The organism is Klebsiella sp. GN_Kp190, from assembly GCF_040061795.1.
GTDB classification, from domain to species: Bacteria; Pseudomonadota; Gammaproteobacteria; order Enterobacterales; family Enterobacteriaceae; genus Klebsiella; species Klebsiella michiganensis.
Genome location: NZ_JBEAFN010000001.1, coordinates 1 through 15580 on the forward strand (window position 1 = coordinate 1; position 15580 = coordinate 15580).

14 protein-coding genes are annotated in these 15580 nt (G+C 58.8%); 7 read left to right on the forward strand and 7 right to left on the reverse strand.

Features of this window, described 5'->3' with window-relative positions:
- Positions 1 to 222 precede the first annotated feature (222 nt).
- The gene (gene hpxR, locus ABLU67_RS00005) at positions 223 to 1155 is read right to left on the reverse strand and encodes a LysR family hpxDE operon transcriptional regulator HpxR (protein ID WP_025106218.1); all 933 of its coding nucleotides are present in this window, start codon (positions 1153 to 1155) and stop codon (positions 223 to 225) included.
- Between the two features lie 125 nt (positions 1156 to 1280).
- Between hpxR and hpxD the strand changes: the two genes are divergently transcribed.
- Positions 1281 to 2318 carry a molybdenum cofactor-independent xanthine hydroxylase subunit HpxD gene (hpxD, locus tag ABLU67_RS00010; RefSeq protein WP_014228754.1) on the forward strand — a complete coding sequence of 346 codons (1038 nt, stop codon included), beginning with the start codon at positions 1281 to 1283 and terminating at the stop codon, positions 2316 to 2318.
- A 13-nt stretch (positions 2319 to 2331) separates the two neighbouring features.
- A complete protein-coding gene (locus ABLU67_RS00015; RefSeq protein ID WP_064405542.1) occupies positions 2332 to 3300 on the forward strand; it encodes a PDR/VanB family oxidoreductase in 969 nt (322 codons plus the stop codon).
- A 10-nt stretch (positions 3301 to 3310) separates the two neighbouring features.
- Here the strand turns inward: ABLU67_RS00015 and ABLU67_RS00020 are convergent, their stop codons facing one another.
- The 5 genes from ABLU67_RS00020 to leuO form a co-directional block, all read right to left on the reverse strand.
- Entirely contained in the window at positions 3311 to 4339 is a 1029-nt protein-coding gene (locus tag ABLU67_RS00020; RefSeq protein WP_048263112.1) for an ABC transporter ATP-binding protein, read from the reverse strand.
- Positions 4340 to 5914 carry an iron ABC transporter permease gene (locus ABLU67_RS00025; protein ID WP_032749680.1) on the reverse strand — a complete coding sequence of 525 codons (1575 nt, stop codon included), beginning with the start codon at positions 5912 to 5914 and terminating at the stop codon, positions 4340 to 4342.
- Between the two features lie 23 nt (positions 5915 to 5937).
- Positions 5938 to 6954 carry an iron ABC transporter substrate-binding protein gene (locus tag ABLU67_RS00030; RefSeq protein ID WP_025106214.1) on the reverse strand — a complete coding sequence of 339 codons (1017 nt, stop codon included), beginning with the start codon at positions 6952 to 6954 and terminating at the stop codon, positions 5938 to 5940.
- A gap of 261 nt (positions 6955 to 7215) precedes the next feature.
- The gene (locus ABLU67_RS00035) at positions 7216 to 7695 is read right to left on the reverse strand and encodes a hypothetical protein (protein ID WP_177342508.1); all 480 of its coding nucleotides are present in this window, start codon (positions 7693 to 7695) and stop codon (positions 7216 to 7218) included.
- A gap of 510 nt (positions 7696 to 8205) precedes the next feature.
- The gene (leuO, locus tag ABLU67_RS00040; protein WP_014228748.1) at positions 8206 to 9153 is read right to left on the reverse strand and encodes a transcriptional regulator LeuO; all 948 of its coding nucleotides are present in this window, start codon (positions 9151 to 9153) and stop codon (positions 8206 to 8208) included.
- A 908-nt stretch (positions 9154 to 10061) separates the two neighbouring features.
- On the opposite strand from leuO, the gene ABLU67_RS00045 reads away from it, so the two are divergent.
- The 5 genes from ABLU67_RS00045 (at position 10062) to ABLU67_RS00065 (ending at position 14488) form a co-directional block, all read left to right on the forward strand.
- Entirely contained in the window at positions 10062 to 10442 is a 381-nt protein-coding gene (locus ABLU67_RS00045; RefSeq protein WP_348852087.1) for a hypothetical protein, read from the forward strand.
- Positions 10443 to 10488: 46 nt separating this feature from the next.
- Positions 10489 to 12513, forward strand: coding sequence for a protein-disulfide reductase DsbD domain-containing protein (locus ABLU67_RS00050; RefSeq protein WP_348852088.1), 2025 nt, complete (start codon positions 10489 to 10491; stop codon positions 12511 to 12513).
- A 6-nt stretch (positions 12514 to 12519) separates the two neighbouring features.
- Complete coding sequence (locus ABLU67_RS00055; protein ID WP_025106211.1) at positions 12520 to 13242, forward strand: DsbA family protein; 723 nt, start codon at positions 12520 to 12522, stop codon at positions 13240 to 13242.
- Between the two features lie 44 nt (positions 13243 to 13286).
- Positions 13287 to 14045: a thiol:disulfide interchange protein DsbG gene (gene dsbG / locus ABLU67_RS00060; protein ID WP_025106210.1), complete on the forward strand. Its 759-nt coding sequence runs from the start codon at positions 13287 to 13289 to the stop codon at positions 14043 to 14045.
- Positions 14046 to 14152: 107 nt separating this feature from the next.
- The gene (locus tag ABLU67_RS00065) at positions 14153 to 14488 is read left to right on the forward strand and encodes a gamma-glutamylcyclotransferase family protein (RefSeq protein WP_048263124.1); all 336 of its coding nucleotides are present in this window, start codon (positions 14153 to 14155) and stop codon (positions 14486 to 14488) included.
- Positions 14489 to 14531: 43 nt separating this feature from the next.
- Here the strand turns inward: ABLU67_RS00065 and ABLU67_RS00070 are convergent, their stop codons facing one another.
- Positions 14532 to 15560: an LLM class flavin-dependent oxidoreductase gene (locus ABLU67_RS00070; protein ID WP_014228742.1), complete on the reverse strand. Its 1029-nt coding sequence runs from the start codon at positions 15558 to 15560 to the stop codon at positions 14532 to 14534.
- Positions 15561 to 15580: the final 20 nt, after the last annotated feature.

The following is a 15580-nucleotide window of genomic DNA, read 5'->3' on the forward strand; positions in this document are numbered from 1 at the left end:
CCTGTCCGGGCTACCGGATCGCAGACGCGGGGAACCCGTAGCTCGGTCAGCGCAGCGCCACCGGGGAAGCAGGCCGCAGAGTATTTCAGGCCGGGTCTGTTCCCGGCTCGCGGCGTAAACGCCTTAGCCGGGCTACCGGATCGCAGACGTGGGTGAACCCGTAGCCCGGTCAGCGCAGCGCCACCGGGGAAGCAGGCCGCAGAGTATTTCAGGCCGGGCATATTACGCAGACGGGGGGGAAGCCGCTGTCCCGGCCTGCATCTCCTCCATCACGGCGGTCAGCTTCTGGATCGCCATCTGCGCCGGGCGGGAGAGCTGGCGCGATGGCGCGGTGCACAGGGCCAGGGTGAGCGGTCGCAGCAGCTTGTTGCGCAGCGGGACAAACGCCAGCTGCCCGAGCTTCACCTCTTCCAGCACGTCCAGACGGCTGAGAATAGTCACGCCGCCGCCTTTAAGCACCAGCGATTTAATCAGCCGGATATCGTTGCAGCTGATACTGTTCGCCGGGAAAAAATCATAATGGCGATAAAGCATCGCGACCCGATCGTGGACGATCAGCGGCGCGCCGGGAACAATATGCCGCTCCTCGCTGAGCTCGCCTAGCGACAGCATCGCAGCCTGCGCCTGGGGGTGATCCGGACGCATCACCGCGCCCATCTCCAGCTCAGCAAAGGCCAGTACGCTCAGTCCGGCCTGGCCTTCAGGATCCAGAATCAGGCCGAAATCAAGATCCGCCTGCCGCACCTTCTGGCTGACGGTATGGCTATCCGCGACCTGCAAATTCAGCTCGAGCCACTGCCAGCTGCCGATAATCTCCGCCAGCGCGGCGGCAAAGCTCCCTTCCGCTAGCGCCTGCACCATGCCAAGGCTAACGGTGCCGCGCTTTAGCCCCTGCAGCTCATCAAACTTTTGCCGCGTCAGATGAAACTCCTTTTGCCAGCGCAGCAGATTGTCGTACAGCAGCTCTCCGGCGGTGGTCATGCGCAGCCCTTCCGGCAGGCGTTCGAACAGCGGCGTGCCGAAGGCCTCTTCCGCCTGCAAGATTTGCCGGTTGATGGCCGAGGCGGAAATATGCAGCTTTTCTGCCGCCCGCCGCAGGCTACCGCTGCGGGCGACCTCGGCAAAATAGAGGGCGAAACGTGAAAATGGGCTCATCGGTGACCTGTTCTCTTTTTTGCAACGGCTGGATGAATTCTTGCTGATGGATGTCAACACCCTAATATGACAACAATAAACTCACAACAATTAAACAAATGTTTTTGTGAGCAGGAAGAGAAGCCATGAACAGACCACAACCCACCCCACCCGCCCATTGCACCTTTGAGCCTGAGGACTGGCTGCGCCTGGCGAAATGCTGGCACCCGGTCGCCCGCGCCTGCGATATCGGCCCCGCGCCGGTAAAAGCCACCCTGCTTGATGAGCAGCTGGTGATCTATCGTATTAAGGGCCAGGTGGTGGTCGCTCGCGACGTCTGTCCCCACCGCGGCGTGCCGCTGACGCTCGGCTTTCACGATGAAGAAGGGATCGTCTGCCCGTACCACGGCCTGCGCTTCGGCGAAGATGGCCGCTGTAACCGTATCCCATCCAGCCCCGACCAGCCGGTACCGGCGAAGCTCAACCTCACCAGCTTTGCGGTTGAGGAGCGCTATGGCCTGATCTGGACCTGCCTGGCCTTCGACCCGGAGAACCCGATGCCGCTGCCGGTGATGCCGCACTGGCACGACGACGGCTTTCAGCAAATCAACTGCCCGGCCTTTGAGGTCAACGGCTTTGCGGGACGCCAGGTCGAGGGCTTTCTGGATGTCGCCCATTTCGCCTGGATCCATACCGATACTTTCGCCGACCCGGATAACCAGGTGGTGCCGAACTATAACCCGCAGGAGACGTCGTTTGGTTTTATCGCCGATTACTGGAGTTCGGTCGGCAACTATCCCGCCAGCTCCGAGTTTCGCGCGCCGGAGGGCTTCCAGTGGCTGCGTCATTTCGAGATGCATCTGCCGTTTACCGCCACCCTGACGATTCATTTTCCCGGTGAGGCCAGGCTGGTGATTATGAACGCCGCCTCGCCGGTTTCCTCGCGGATAACCCGGATGTTCGCGCCCATCGCGCGTAATTTCGATCTGCACGTACCGGTAGAGGATGTTCACGCCTTTAACCTGCGCGTCTTTGAGGAAGATCGCCTGATGGTGGAGACCCAGCGCCCGGAGAGACTGCCGCTGGATTTAACGCTCGAAGCGCATATCCCCGCCGATCGCAGCTCCATCGCCTATCGCCGCGGACTGAAAAAAATGGGCTTCGGCGACTTTTTCCTCGTTTAAGTGGAGAGCCATCATGAGCGATGTAGTAGAGGTTATCGTTGACGGCCTCTGGCGCCAGGGCAGCCAGAACCTCGCCGTCAGGCTGGTGGCGCGGGACGGGCGACCGCTCCCCGCCTGGCAGCCCGGCGCGCATATTGACGTTCATCTGCCGTGCGGCATTATCCGCCAGTATTCGCTGACCGGCCCGGAGGACGCAGACGACGGCTACCTGATCTGCGTGGCGCTGGAGAAAGCGTCACGCGGCGGTTCGCGCTATATTCATCAGCAGCTGCGCCCCGGCCAGACGCTGTTGATTTCTCCCCCGCGCAATCTGTTTCCCTTACGGGCGGCGGAGCGGGTGACGCTGCTGGCCGCCGGTATCGGCATTACGCCGCTGTACGCAATGGCGCTAAGGCTGGAGGCGGAGGGCGTGCCGTTTACGCTGCACTATTACCTGAAAAATCGCGCCCAGGGGGCGTTTGTCCGCGAACTGCAGCGGCGATTCCGCGCCGAAAGCGTGGTGATTCACAGCTCTTGCGAAGGAGACAGCGCCCGGCAGCATTTAGCCGCCGCGCTGAACAAGACGCATACCGGATATCCGATTTATCTCTGCGGGCCAGAGGGATTTATGGCCGCCGCGCGCCGGGTCGCCATTGAACAGGGCTGGGCGGAAACGCTGATCCATAGCGAAGCCTTTCAGCCTGTCGCGATGCCCGCCGGCGCTGAGGAGGGAGAAACGTTTAGCGTGACGCTTGCGTCCTCGGGAGAGCGGTGGCCGGTGCCCCCGCATAAGACCATCGCCCAGGTGCTCCAGGAGAACGGCGTCGCCGTCCCCCTCTCCTGCGAGATGGGGATTTGCGGCGCCTGCCTGACGCCGGTTCTCGAGGGGGTTGTCGACCACCGCGACACCGTGCAGTCGGAGGCGGAGAAATCCGCCGGCGCGCAGCAGATCGCCCTGTGCTGCTCCCGCAGCCGGTCGGCGAATCTGTGCATTGATTTATAGCCCGTCGGCGCTAGCAGGCAAAGACCCGCGCCTCGCCCACCACCTCAATGCGTACCGCCGCCCCCGGCCGCCATAACTGCCGGCTGACGGTTTTGACGATCAGCGGCTCGCCCTGGCCGGGCATCGCCAGGGTTAACGTTGACAGGTGGCCGCTAAAGTCCACATCGCGTACGGTGAGCGGCTGTCCATCCGCCGGAGAGGGAGAGATAACCAACTGCTCGGGGCGCAGCATGACCCTTCCCTGGCCGACGGCATGCGGATCATCGATTGAAATTTCGCCAATCGCACAGCGCGCCCGCCCGCCGCGAAGCTCGGCGGGCAGCACCAGCGCATCGCCGAGAAATAGCGCGGTCTCTTCATCGACGGGACGGCTGTAGACCTCATACGGCGTGCCGACCTGGGCAAAACGTCCCTGGCGCATCACCGCGACCTGGCTGGCAAAGGAGAGCGCTTCATTCTGATCGTGAGTCACCAGAATCGACGCGACCCCGGCCTGCGCCAGTAAATCGGCGGTGGCTTTGCGCGTGGCCGCGCGCAGCCCGGTATCGAGGGCGGAAAAAGGCTCATCCAGCAGCATCAGCGCGGGCCGCTGCGCCAGCGCGCGCGCCAGGGCTACGCGCTGCTGCTGACCGCCGGAGATTTCGTGCGGCCAGTGGTTCGCCAGTTGACGGTCCAGCGACACCCTCTCCATCAGCGCCGCCACCTGCTGATATTTCTCCTGCCGGCTGCCGTCGAGGCCCCAGGCGATATTGTCCGCGACGTTCAGATGGGGGAACAGTGCGCCTTCCTGCGGCACGTAGCCCACCCCGCGCAGGTGGGCGGGAATAAATGTCCCCTGCGCAAACAGCGTGCGCCCCTGCATAACAATGCGTCCGCTATCCGGCGTTTCGAAACCCGCGAGGATCCGCAGCAGCGTGGTTTTACCGGAGCCGGAGGGGCCAACGATCGCCGTCCGGCTGCCTGCGGCCACCGTCAGATTCAGGTTTTCGAGCACCCGCGTACCGGCAAAAGATTTTGAGATTGAGGAGAGTTCAAGCATTTACAGGCCTGCGATTTTTTTCGACTGGATATAGAGAATGCCGGTCAGCGGCAGCGAAAGCAGAATCATCAGCATCGCGTAAGGCGCGGCGGCGACGTAATCAATTTCGCTGGTTAGCGCCCAGAAGCCGGTCGACAGCGTGCGGGTGCCGAGCGGAGAGAGCAGCAGCGTGGCGGTCAACTCATTGGTGATGCCGAGAAACACCAGCGCCGCCGCTGCCGCCGCGCCCGGCGCCGCCAGCCGCATGGTCACGCTCCACAGCGCCCGGCCGGGGCTGCGGCCCAAACTGCGGGCGACGTTTTCCAGCTCCACGGGGGCCTGCGCGATGCCGGCGCGCAGGTTGACCAGCGCCCGGGGCATAAACATCAGCAGCCAGGCGAGCAGCAGCGTGACCTCGGTCTGATAGATGGGACGCGCATAGTGAATGGTGACCGTCACCAGCGCCAGCGCCGTCACGATGCCGGGCAGAGAGCTGGTCATGTAGTTACACCCCTCCAGCAGTCGAATAAGACGCTGCGGATAGCGAACGCCCAGCCAGGCAATGGGAATAGCGCAGGCGGTGGTGAGGAGAGCCCCCACCGCGCCGAGCAGCAGCGTTTGTCGCAGGGAGAGCCAGAGGTCGGCGTTTAACCAGTTCTCCACGCCGCCCAGCCATAGCCAGCGGCAGAGCACCATCAGCGGAACGCCCAGCGCCAGCATCACCAGCGTCAGCAGCGCGAGCTGGAGAGGGATCGTCGCCAGCCGGCCCAGCGGCTGCCGCTGCTGTTCGCGCGCGGCGCCCGAACCGATGCGGGCATAGCGCGCTTTCCCCCGCGACGCCCCTTCCAGCAGCAAAATAGCCAGACAGCAGAGCGCCAGCACCCCGGCCAGCATGTTCGCCGCCGGGCCGCTGAAGGTTGACTGGAACTGGTCATAGATGGCGGTGGTAAAGGTATCAAAACGCACCATCGCGAACAGGCCAAACTCCGCCAGCAGATGCAGCGCCACCAGCAGCGCGCCGCCGCATATCGCCAGCCTGAGCTGGGGCAAAACCACGCGGAAAAAGATCCGCCACGGCGGCGTACCTAATGAGGCGGCAACATCTTCCAGCGTCGGGTCCAGCCGCCGCAGAACGGCGGCAACCGGCATATAGATAAACGGATAGTAGGCCAGCAGCGAAAGAAACACCCCGGCAGAGAGGCCGTGCATTGCCGGCACCGCGCTGACCCAGGCGTAGCTTTGCACAAAGGCCGGGATCGCCAGCGGCGCAACCGCCAGCACCGACCAGAGCCGCCGCCCCGCCAGCAGCGTGCGCTCCGTCAGCCAGGCCAGGCCAACGCCCAGCGCAATGCACAGGGGTACCGTCAGCGCGATAAGCCACAGGGTATTGCTTAACAGCTCAGCGACGCGCGGGCGAAAGACCAGCGCCTGGATTGTCTCCCAGCCGGTATCGACCCCTACGGCAATAACAAAACCCGGCGGCAAGAGCGCCAGCAGAGAAAACAGAACGGCTAACGCGATCATCGGAAAAGCAGGACGCCTGCGCTCGGGCAGGCGTTGGGCTTTTTTTCCGAGCGCGAAACTCAGAGAAGACATAGCGTGTTCACTTTAACGGACGATTACAGCAGGCCAGCCTGGGTCATCAAATCAACCACTTTTTTGCTGTTCAGCGAAGACGGCTCAACCTTCGGCGCCTCTAACGCTTTCAGCGGCGTCAGCTTCGGGTTGGACGCGGCGTTGACGCCAACGGCGTATTCAAAGGCGTTATTGGTGCGCAGTTCATCCTGTCCCTGCTTGCCGGTGATCCACTTGATAAAGGCCTGAGCCTGTTCCTGATGTTTGCTGGAGGCCAGCACGCCGCCGCCGGAAATGCTGACAAAGGCGCCCGGATCCTGGTTTTTAAAGTAGTGGAGACGGGTATTTTTGCTGTTCTCGCCGGTTTTCGCCTGATCGACAAAGCGGTAGTAATGATAGATAACGCCGCCATCAATCTGACCGGCATTCACCGCTTTCATCACCGTGCTGTTGCCCTTGTAGGCCACAAAATTGGTTTTCATCGCTTTAAGCCATGCCAGGGTTTCCTGCTCGCCTTTCAGCGCCAGCATGGCGCTGACGATGGCCTGAAAATCCGCGCCGGATGGCGAAGCGGCCCAGCGCCCTTTCCACTGCGGCTGCGCCAGATCCATCAGGGATGTCGGCAGCTGCGCTTCGCTGATTTTCGCCGGGTTATAGACGAATACGGTGCTGCGGGCGGCAATGCCTATCCAGCGACCGTGCTCAGGGCGGTACTGCGGGGCGACCTGCTGAAGGGTCTCGGCCGCCAGCGGCGCAAACAGCTTCGCGTTATCCACCAGCACCATCGCCGGGGAGTTTTCGGTCAGAAAGACATCCGCCGGGGATGCCGTCCCCTCCTGCACCAGCTGATTACCCAGCTCGCTGTCGCCGCCGTTACGCAGCGTCACTTTAATTCCCGTCTCTTTGGTAAAGCCGTCAACCCAGGACTTCACCAGATTTTCATGCTGCGCGTTGTAGACCACAATCCCGTCGCTGCTGGCCGCCGCCAGCGCCTGCGGGGCAATAAACGCGGAAGAAGCCATCAATGCAGCGGAGCAATAAGACACCAGACGAAAACGCATAAACTAATCCTTAATAGAGGTGGGCGAAGAGTCACTGGCCGCCGGCCGGCAAGGATTAAATCACAGAGGAATGTGAATGATAATGCAAACAATTACCATCTAATGAAAAAAGTGAAATGTACTGAGCGCGGGCGGATAAGGGCGAGAAAAATGCTATAAAAAAATAACCGTCGCGGTGAAGATTAAAATAACCTTAAGATGACTTCATTTTTTATTACGGTTCTTTCAAAGCCCCACAGCGGGCGGGTTTTCGCCACTGTATTAGCGAAAACTCCACTGTATGCTCACCACAAAGACGGCGGGAAGAATAATTCCGCTTTCAACGCCGAAATAATTGGTAAAGTTGTACTGAAAACCATGATAAATATAGGGAGAAAAGCCGATGCCGGTGGCGTCTTTAAAATCCTTATAAGAACCATGATCGCCGCAGTGCTCGAAGGCCGAGAAAAAAAACTCGCCAACGTAGCCATAAATTCCCTTAAACACCCAGCCGTTGCCCAACGAGACCCAGTCGCGGCGAACCCCCAGCGCAATGCAGCGATCGTCAAAGCTGTTTTTCATCGTTCCGGCCAGCAGGCTGTACGGCGAATCTTCGGAGAACCTGCGCTCACCGGAGGCAAACTGGTTGTCAAAACCTTCGGTGTACTGGCCGTGGTTGTTCGACAGATGGTAAATCCAGGAGCCGGTATTAACCGAATACAGGTTGATTTCATCCGCCTGTAGGGCCGTCGATGACATCATCAGGGCGGCGACGGCCACCGCAGGCTTCATCATTTTTCTGCGCATCAACATCATCCCCTGGTTCAGGCGTCGGCCCGGCTGGATAATAAGAGTATATACCCGTCGTCTTTCAAGTGGCTTCTTTGTTGGCTACGTTCGTTCACCCCAGTCACTTACTTGAGTAAACTCCTGGGGATTAATGAGAGGCTCCTGCCGCTCACCGGCGGTCAGCCTTCGGCTGGTCAAATTCGTTCCGACGAATTTGTCTCTCTCTTGCCGCCTCAAAGCAACTCGAAATCCATTGGGTACAGAAACCGCCGGTTGGCTCTGCCGGAGAAATGCGCGATTTTCGGTAAATAGATTTTTTAATGAAATTCTGGTGGGTTAATTTTATTAATACAGCGTATTTTATCCGGTCATCAGTGCCTGATGAACAAGAATAAAGGAGGGATCTTAATTAATTTTCAGGGCGAGAGTTGAGCGTGAATAATAAAATACCTGGCGTCTTACCAGGCATTTCTTCAGGTCTATTTAGCGCTGGCAAATTTTTATTAGCAGCTCCGCCATCCAGCGATGGCTTCTCTCCTGGCCCGCCGTTTCATGCCACGAAAGATAGCAGGTACGGCTGTCCATTTCTAAAGGCAGCGGCAGCAGCTGTAGCGCAAACTGCTCTTCAAACTCTTTCGCCAGCCATTCCGGCGCGATAGCCACCATATTGGTTTGCGACACCACGCTCAACACGCTGACCATCGCGTTACCGTGAAAAGCGACGCAGGCCTGCTGCTCTTCAGAGCTATACCAGGGATAGCTGAAGGAGGCGTAGCGATCCAGCGCGACGGTGGCGTGCTGCTCGCGATAAATATCCTCCTCGCTCAGCGGCGATGCGATACGCGGATGGTTGCGCCTGGCCACCAGCACCATTCGGTCATGGAACAGCGGGATGCTGGTAAATTCCGGATGATTGAATTTGTTGTAATCGAGTACAAATTCCACCTCCTGATAGCGCAGCTGATTTGTCACCTGCTGACTTAGCGAAGATTTAAAGGAAAGAGTGACCCTGGGAGCAATCTCGCTGATTTTGTTAAAAATAAGCGGAGTCAGGTAGTTATCCAGCGGGCTACAGACGCAAAGGTTGTAATTACGTTCGCAGTCCAGCGGGTCGAAAAGCGTATCCGGTAGCTCATTTTGCACCAGCGACAGCGCGCGACGAACGGAGCTAAACAGCTGAAAGGCGCGCTCCGTCGGTTTTATCCCGCGGCCGTTGCGGACGAACAGTTCATCCTTAAACAGCACCTTCAGGCGAGAGACCGCGCTGCTGACCGCCGGCTGAGACATGCCCAGCGTGTGCGCCGCTTTGGTTAAGCTTTGCTCCTGCATAACGGTATCAAAAATGGTTAACAGGTTAAGATCGACTTTCCGCAAGACGGGCTGCCGGACTTTCGGTTCAGAGGTTGCTTTAGATGTTGTATTTTCACTCATGTAGGGAACTCCACCAGCACATTAATCAGCGATTCTGCTTCGTAACACTGAGACCTTTCGCCAAAGGAAAAAAATGGGCAGATAAATCACCATCGGCCCCAGCAGCCATGTGTTATCGGTTTCCAGCAGCACGCTCAAATGTATGAAACTTATTATCAAAATGGTAAACAGTAAAAGAATATGAAACGTATTATGTTTTCTGGAGAAAACGGCATAGCGGTAAAGCATTCTTTTTTCCTTCGTTCACTCCTTGAACAAGGGAGAATACCATATAAAAAGTGATGAAATTTCTGAAAAATACGCGACTAAATCCTAATAAGTAGATTCACATTAAAATTATTCAGATTTGCTTAGGTAAATCTTAAACACTCCAAATTCAGATATTCCTTTGCCGGGGCAGTCGCGATAAAACCAGGCAATCACATTCCGTCGCGAGTAATAGCGAGAGAAGAGAAATTATTTCACAGGCAATAATAACGGCTATGTAGCAATAGCAGGAAAGAGATCTAAAAGGAGTGATTAAAGATGTTCAGAGGCGTATTCAACAGAAGCGGGAGGCTTTATTACCGATATCGTGCGGATCCGCTAAGCAAGTGTTGGGCCGCCATCGAGGCCTCGAACCCCGTTCCCTACAACGTACGTCGTTCGCTCTTCCAGATGAGCTAATGGCGGTCAGGCGCTAAGCAGTCACGTCCGGCAGCGGCGTGCCGGTACCGCTTAGCGACGCGAATAGTAGCCGGATGCATCAACGCTGTAAATAATATAAATGTACGAAATACCTGAACGCCCGCCTTTCCGCCGCATACGCCGGCAACGTTATCCATCCAGACAAAACCTTACACGCCAGCCTCTTGTACATTGATAAGGATTGTTTATGATCCTCGGGTTCTGTCTTGTCCTGGTACCCTATGCACAATCGTCGGCTTCCTGGTAAATGGTTTTTGATACTGACCTGCCTGGTCATGGCATTCTGCCTTGTTCAGCGGGCGGCCTATCTGCACCATTTTTTGGCCGATGTCGGCGCCCGCACGCAGGCGATATCCTTCAGCGCGCAGGCCCAGCAGCCGTCTTCTGAGGAGGCTGAGCCAGGCCCCTCGCCCTGTCAGCTGAGCGCTAAATCCCTGCTCTGCGCGCAGCCGCTATTCTTTGATGGCGCCTTACCTGCCGTCATACTCTTCCTCGCCCTGCTTCAGCTGCTCACCGCAGGGCGTGCGGTGGTTTTCCGGGACGATCCCGTCCGGCCGCCCACGCTGCGAATACACCTTAAAAACTGCGTTTTCCGTGAATGAAAAAATCGTTCCTAGACGATTAATTTTTTAATTCACGGAGAAAAAAATGCTGAATATCTTCAGGGGCTTCGTCTTCCTGTTGCTGGCCTGCGCGGGCGTTGCCCACGGGGCGGACACCGGATGGCTGACATCCCCGCAAAACGACCATGCCCGGATCCGCTTCCAGGCGGAAAAAGGAAACGATCGGATCGACGGACTGCTCTCTATTGAGCTGGCCTCCGGCTGGAAAACCTACTGGCGCTCGCCGGGCGAAGGCGGCGTTGCCCCGCAAATCATCTGGAACAACGGGGAGCAGGCGCGGTGGTACTGGCCTGCCCCGTCAAGATTCAAGATTTCCGGCCTGACGACCCAGGGCTACCATGACCGGGTCGCGATCCCGATGACGATCGCCGCCGCCCCCGGCGACGTGCTGGAAGGCACGCTTACGCTATCGACCTGCAGCAACGTCTGTCTGCTGACCGACTACCGGCTGCGTCTCGATTTCAATCAGCCCGCGGACGGCGATTTCCGGGACGCCTTTGCCCGGGCCATGCGCACTATCCCGGCAGATACCGGCATAACCAACGATCTCGCCGCGCATCGGGTCGGGAGCCAGCTGGTCATCACCGCCACCGCGACCGGCGAATGGAAAAACCCCGGGATCTATTTTGACCCTATGGACGGGGGAATTGTGGCCGGCGATCCGGACATTCGCGCCGAGGGCAGCCACCTCAAGGTGACGGTACCGGTCACCGACGAATGGGGAGAAATCCCCGCCACGCTGGCAGGAAAAGCGCTGTCGTTGGTGCTGACAAATGGTGAAAAAGCGCAGCAGATAAACCTTACGACTGGCGCGGATCTCGCCCCGGCGGCGACGGTTAGTCTCGGGAAAATAGTGCTTTTCGCGCTGCTCGGCGGCTTAATCCTTAACCTGATGCCGTGCGTATTGCCGGTGATGGGCATGAAGCTCAGCGCGGTGCTGCAGGCCGGTTCAGACCGGGGCATGGTCAGGCTGCGTTTTCTGGCCACCAGCGCGGGTATTCTGACCTCGTTTGCTCTGCTGGCGCTGATGGTGACGATACTGAAGCTCACCGGCGCATCGCTGGGCTGGGGGATCCAGTTTCAGAATCCCTGGTTTATCGGCTTAATGGTTGCCGTCACCTTTCTCTTCTCGCTGAACCTTTTCGGGGTAGTCGAGATGCTGCTTCCCTCGGCAGCCGTGAGCCGGATGGCGACCGCCGGCGGCACCGGGATGGCGGGCAGCTTCTGCGAGGGCGTTTTTGCCACCCTGCTGGCAACGCCCTGCTCGGCTCCCTTCCTGGGCACGGCCGTCGCTTTCGCGCTTGCCGCTCCGCTTCAGGAGCTGTGGCTGATTTTTCTGGTGCTCGGGCTGGGGATGGCTGCGCCGTGGCTGTTCGTCGCCCTGTTCCCGCAAACCGCCGCCCTGCTCCCTCGCCCCGGCCGCTGGATGAACACCCTGAAAATGGCGCTTGGCGTCATGATGCTGGCCTCCAGCCTCTGGCTGACGACGCTGCTCGGCCTGCACCTGGGAGAAACGGCGGGCGGCATGCTGACGCTGACCCTCACCGTGGCGGCCCCGATTGCCTTGTTAGTCGCTCGTCCGCGAGCGACGCCAGCCTTCTGGCTGGTGATTATCGCGCTGGCGGCGTTTGCCGGCTTTCAGGTTCGCGGCCTGCTCGCCGAGGGTGCTATCGTCTCGTCGCCGGAGGCTAACGCTCAGCAAATTCGCTGGCAGCCTCTCAGCGAGGCGGCGATCCAGAGCGCGCTGGCGGATGGCAAACGGGTGTTTATCGATATCTCAGCCGACTGGTGCGTCACGTGCAAAGTCAATGAACACCGGGTGTTAAATCAGCCCGCCATCATCAGCGCGTTGGCTGAGCCGGATGTCGTCGCGCTGCGCGGCGACTGGAGCAAGCCCTCTGAGCCGATCGCCCGTTTCCTGCAAAGCCGAAATCGTTACGCCATTCCCTTCAATCAGGTCTACGGTCCAGGCGTGCCGCAAGGAGAGACGCTCCCGCCGCTGCTCGATCAACAAAGCGTCCTGAACGCGCTCACTCATGCCAGAGGTTAATTAACGATGAAAACTACGCTGCTCACTTTTCTTCTTCTCTCGGCGTCGTTGACGGCGTCAGCCTCGTCGCCGCTCACGCCGGCGCAGGAGGCTCGCGTGCAGGCACTGGTCCAGGAGACGCTGCTCAGCCATCCTGAAATTTTGGTCGCCGCGGCCGATAAGCTCGATCGGCAGAATGCCCGGGCGGAACAGGAATCGCTCAAGCAGGTGCTGTCGCAGTACGGCGATTTTCTCTTTCACGACCCCCACTCACCGCGAATCGGCGCGCAAAAGCCGAAGCTGACGCTGGTGGTCTTTACGGATCATAACTGTCCGTATTGTAAAAAGTTTGACCCCTATCTGGAGAAGATTGTGGAAAAATACCCGGATGTTGCGGTGATTTTTAAGTTTCTGCCCTGGCGCTCCGAAAGCTCAATGACCGCGGCCAGGGATGCGCTCACCCTGTGGCGCACGCATCCTGAACAGTTCGCCAAATTTAATGCGATCCTGATGGCAAAAAAGGGGTATCACGACGGCGCCAGCCTTGAGCAGGCGAAAAAAAAGGCGGGCGTCATCGTGGCTAAGCCGGATGCGCAAAGCCTGGAGACGATTCAGAAAAGCTTTTCTGTCGCCGAAAAGCTCGGCATTCAGGGAACGCCGGCCACGCTAATTGGCGATGAGATGCTGTCGGGCTGGATCCCCTGGGAGCAATTTGATGCCACAATCGGCGATGCGCTGAAAAAACAGTAACCCACGTCAGGGGGAGCGTTCCCCCTGCATTGAGAGGCGATATGATGAAATATATTTTCCTGCTGGCGGCCTGGATGATACCGGGCCTGGCGCTTGCGGAGGGGGCGATTCCCCAGATAGTTAAAGACTTTGGTGAACAGCAAGGGATCAAAATTATCAAGGAGATAGACTCCCCCGGCGGCGTAAAAGGCTGGGTCGGTCAGTATCAGGATATGGGGGTGACCCTGTTTTTAACCCCGGACGGAAAGCACGTCATTTCCGGGTATCTTTATGATGATAAAGGGCAAAACCTCAGCGAGGGGTATTTTAAAGAAGCGATCTATACCCCATTAGGCCGCGAAATGTGGAAGAAGCTGAACGATGCCCGGCCGCTCAAGGAGGGCGCGGATTCGGCGGCCCGAAAAGTTATCGTCTTCGCCGATCCGTTCTGCCCTTACTGCAAGACGTTCTGGTCGGCGGCGCAGCCGTGGGTAAAAGCCGGTAAGGTCCAGTTGAATACCCTGCTGGTTGCCTTTCTCAACCCGAATAGCGGCCGATACGCCACGGCAATCCTGAATGCCAAAGATCCGGTAGCGGCCTGGCAAGAGTATGAACTCTCCGGCGGCAAAAAAGTGCCGCGCTTTGACGGCGTGACGCCGCGCGAAACCTTTAATCTTCTTCAGCATAACCAAAAGCTGATGGATGATTTGGGCGCCAGCGCGACGCCGGCCATCTATTACATGAATGAACAGAATGAACTCCAGCAGGTGGTCGGCATGCCCGACAAGAAACAGCTGCTGGAGATGTTCGGACCTGAGCCCTGATGAAGAGCGGGCGTCCTACGGGGCGCCTTGCCAACACCGGCCAGAGCTCGTATTTTAAGACCTGCTCTGCCCGTCCGGGCCTTCAACGCTTGAGTGATTGAGGAATAATGGAACGTTTATTTGTCTACGGCACGCTGCGTCCGGGCCACTCCAATGCCCATATTATGGACAACATTGGCGGCGAGTGGCTGCCCGGCTATGTGCAGGGTCTGTTTTATGAACGCGGCTGGGGAGCGGCGGCGGATTTTCCGGGGATCGTGCTCGACAACAACGGGCCTCGGGTCGACGGCTATCTGTTCCTGTCCGCGAATCTTAACGCCCACTGGCCAATGCTGGATGCGTTTGAAGAGGGCTACGACCGCGTTGCCGTTGACGTTACCATGGAAGACGGCCAGCGCGTGACCGCCTGGATCTATCAGCTACAGCCAAAGGTCGCAGCGTAAAACCCTTTCGCCCCGCGCCTGCGGGGCGTCGCTCAGCGCGGGTTTATGCGTCGCGCCAGCCCATTGCCGGCGCAACGTGCTTCAGTATGGACTCAATCACGTGGGCGTTATACTCCACGCCCAGCTGGTTCGGCACCGTCAGTAACAGCGTATCCGCTTCGGCAATCGCCTCGTCCTGCTTCAACTGTTCGACCAGCTTATCCGGCTCGGCGGCGTAGCTGCGGCCAAAAATGGCGCGGGTCTTCTCGTCGAGAAAACCTATCGAATCGCTCTCGTCACGGCCTGAACCGAAATACATCCGGTCGCGATCGTTCATCAGAGCGAAAATGCTGCGGCTGACCGAAACCCGCGGCGTGCGCGTATGGCCCGCTTCTGCCCAGGCCTCGCGATAGGCGCGGATCTGCTTCGCCTGCTGGATATGGAACGGCTCACCGGTTTCATCGTCTTTCAGCGTCGAACTTTGCAGGTTCATCCCCAGCGTTGCCGCCCATCTTGCCGTCGCATTCGAACCGGCGCCCCACCAGATTCTCTCGCGCAGCCCTTCAGAATATGGCTCAAGCCGCAGCAGTCCCGGCGGATTGGGGAACATGGGCTGCGGGTTAGGTTTCGCAAACCCCTCTCCGCGCAGCGCGTCCAGCAGCACTTCGGTGTGGCGGCGCGCCATGTCGGACTCGTTTTCGCCCTCGCCGGGAACATAACCAAAATAGCGCCAGCCATCGATCACCTGCTCCGGCGAGCCGCGGCTGATACCCAGCTGTAAACGGCCGCCGGAGATTAAATCCGCCGCGCCCGCATCCTCGGCCATATACAGCGGGTTTTCATAGCGCATATCGATAACGCCGGTGCCGATTTCAATACGTTTGGTTTTCGCCCCGACCGCTGCCAGTAGGGGAAACGGCGAGCTAAGCTGGCGGGCGAAATGATGCACCCTGAAATAGGCGCCATCCGCGCCCAGCTCTTCGGCGGCAACGGCGAGATCGATGGATTGCAGCAGCGCATCAGCGGCCGAACGCGTCCCGGACTGCGGCGATGGCGTCCAGTGACCAAATGACAAAAAGCCAATCTTTTTCATGACGTGGTGTCCTGGGTTGC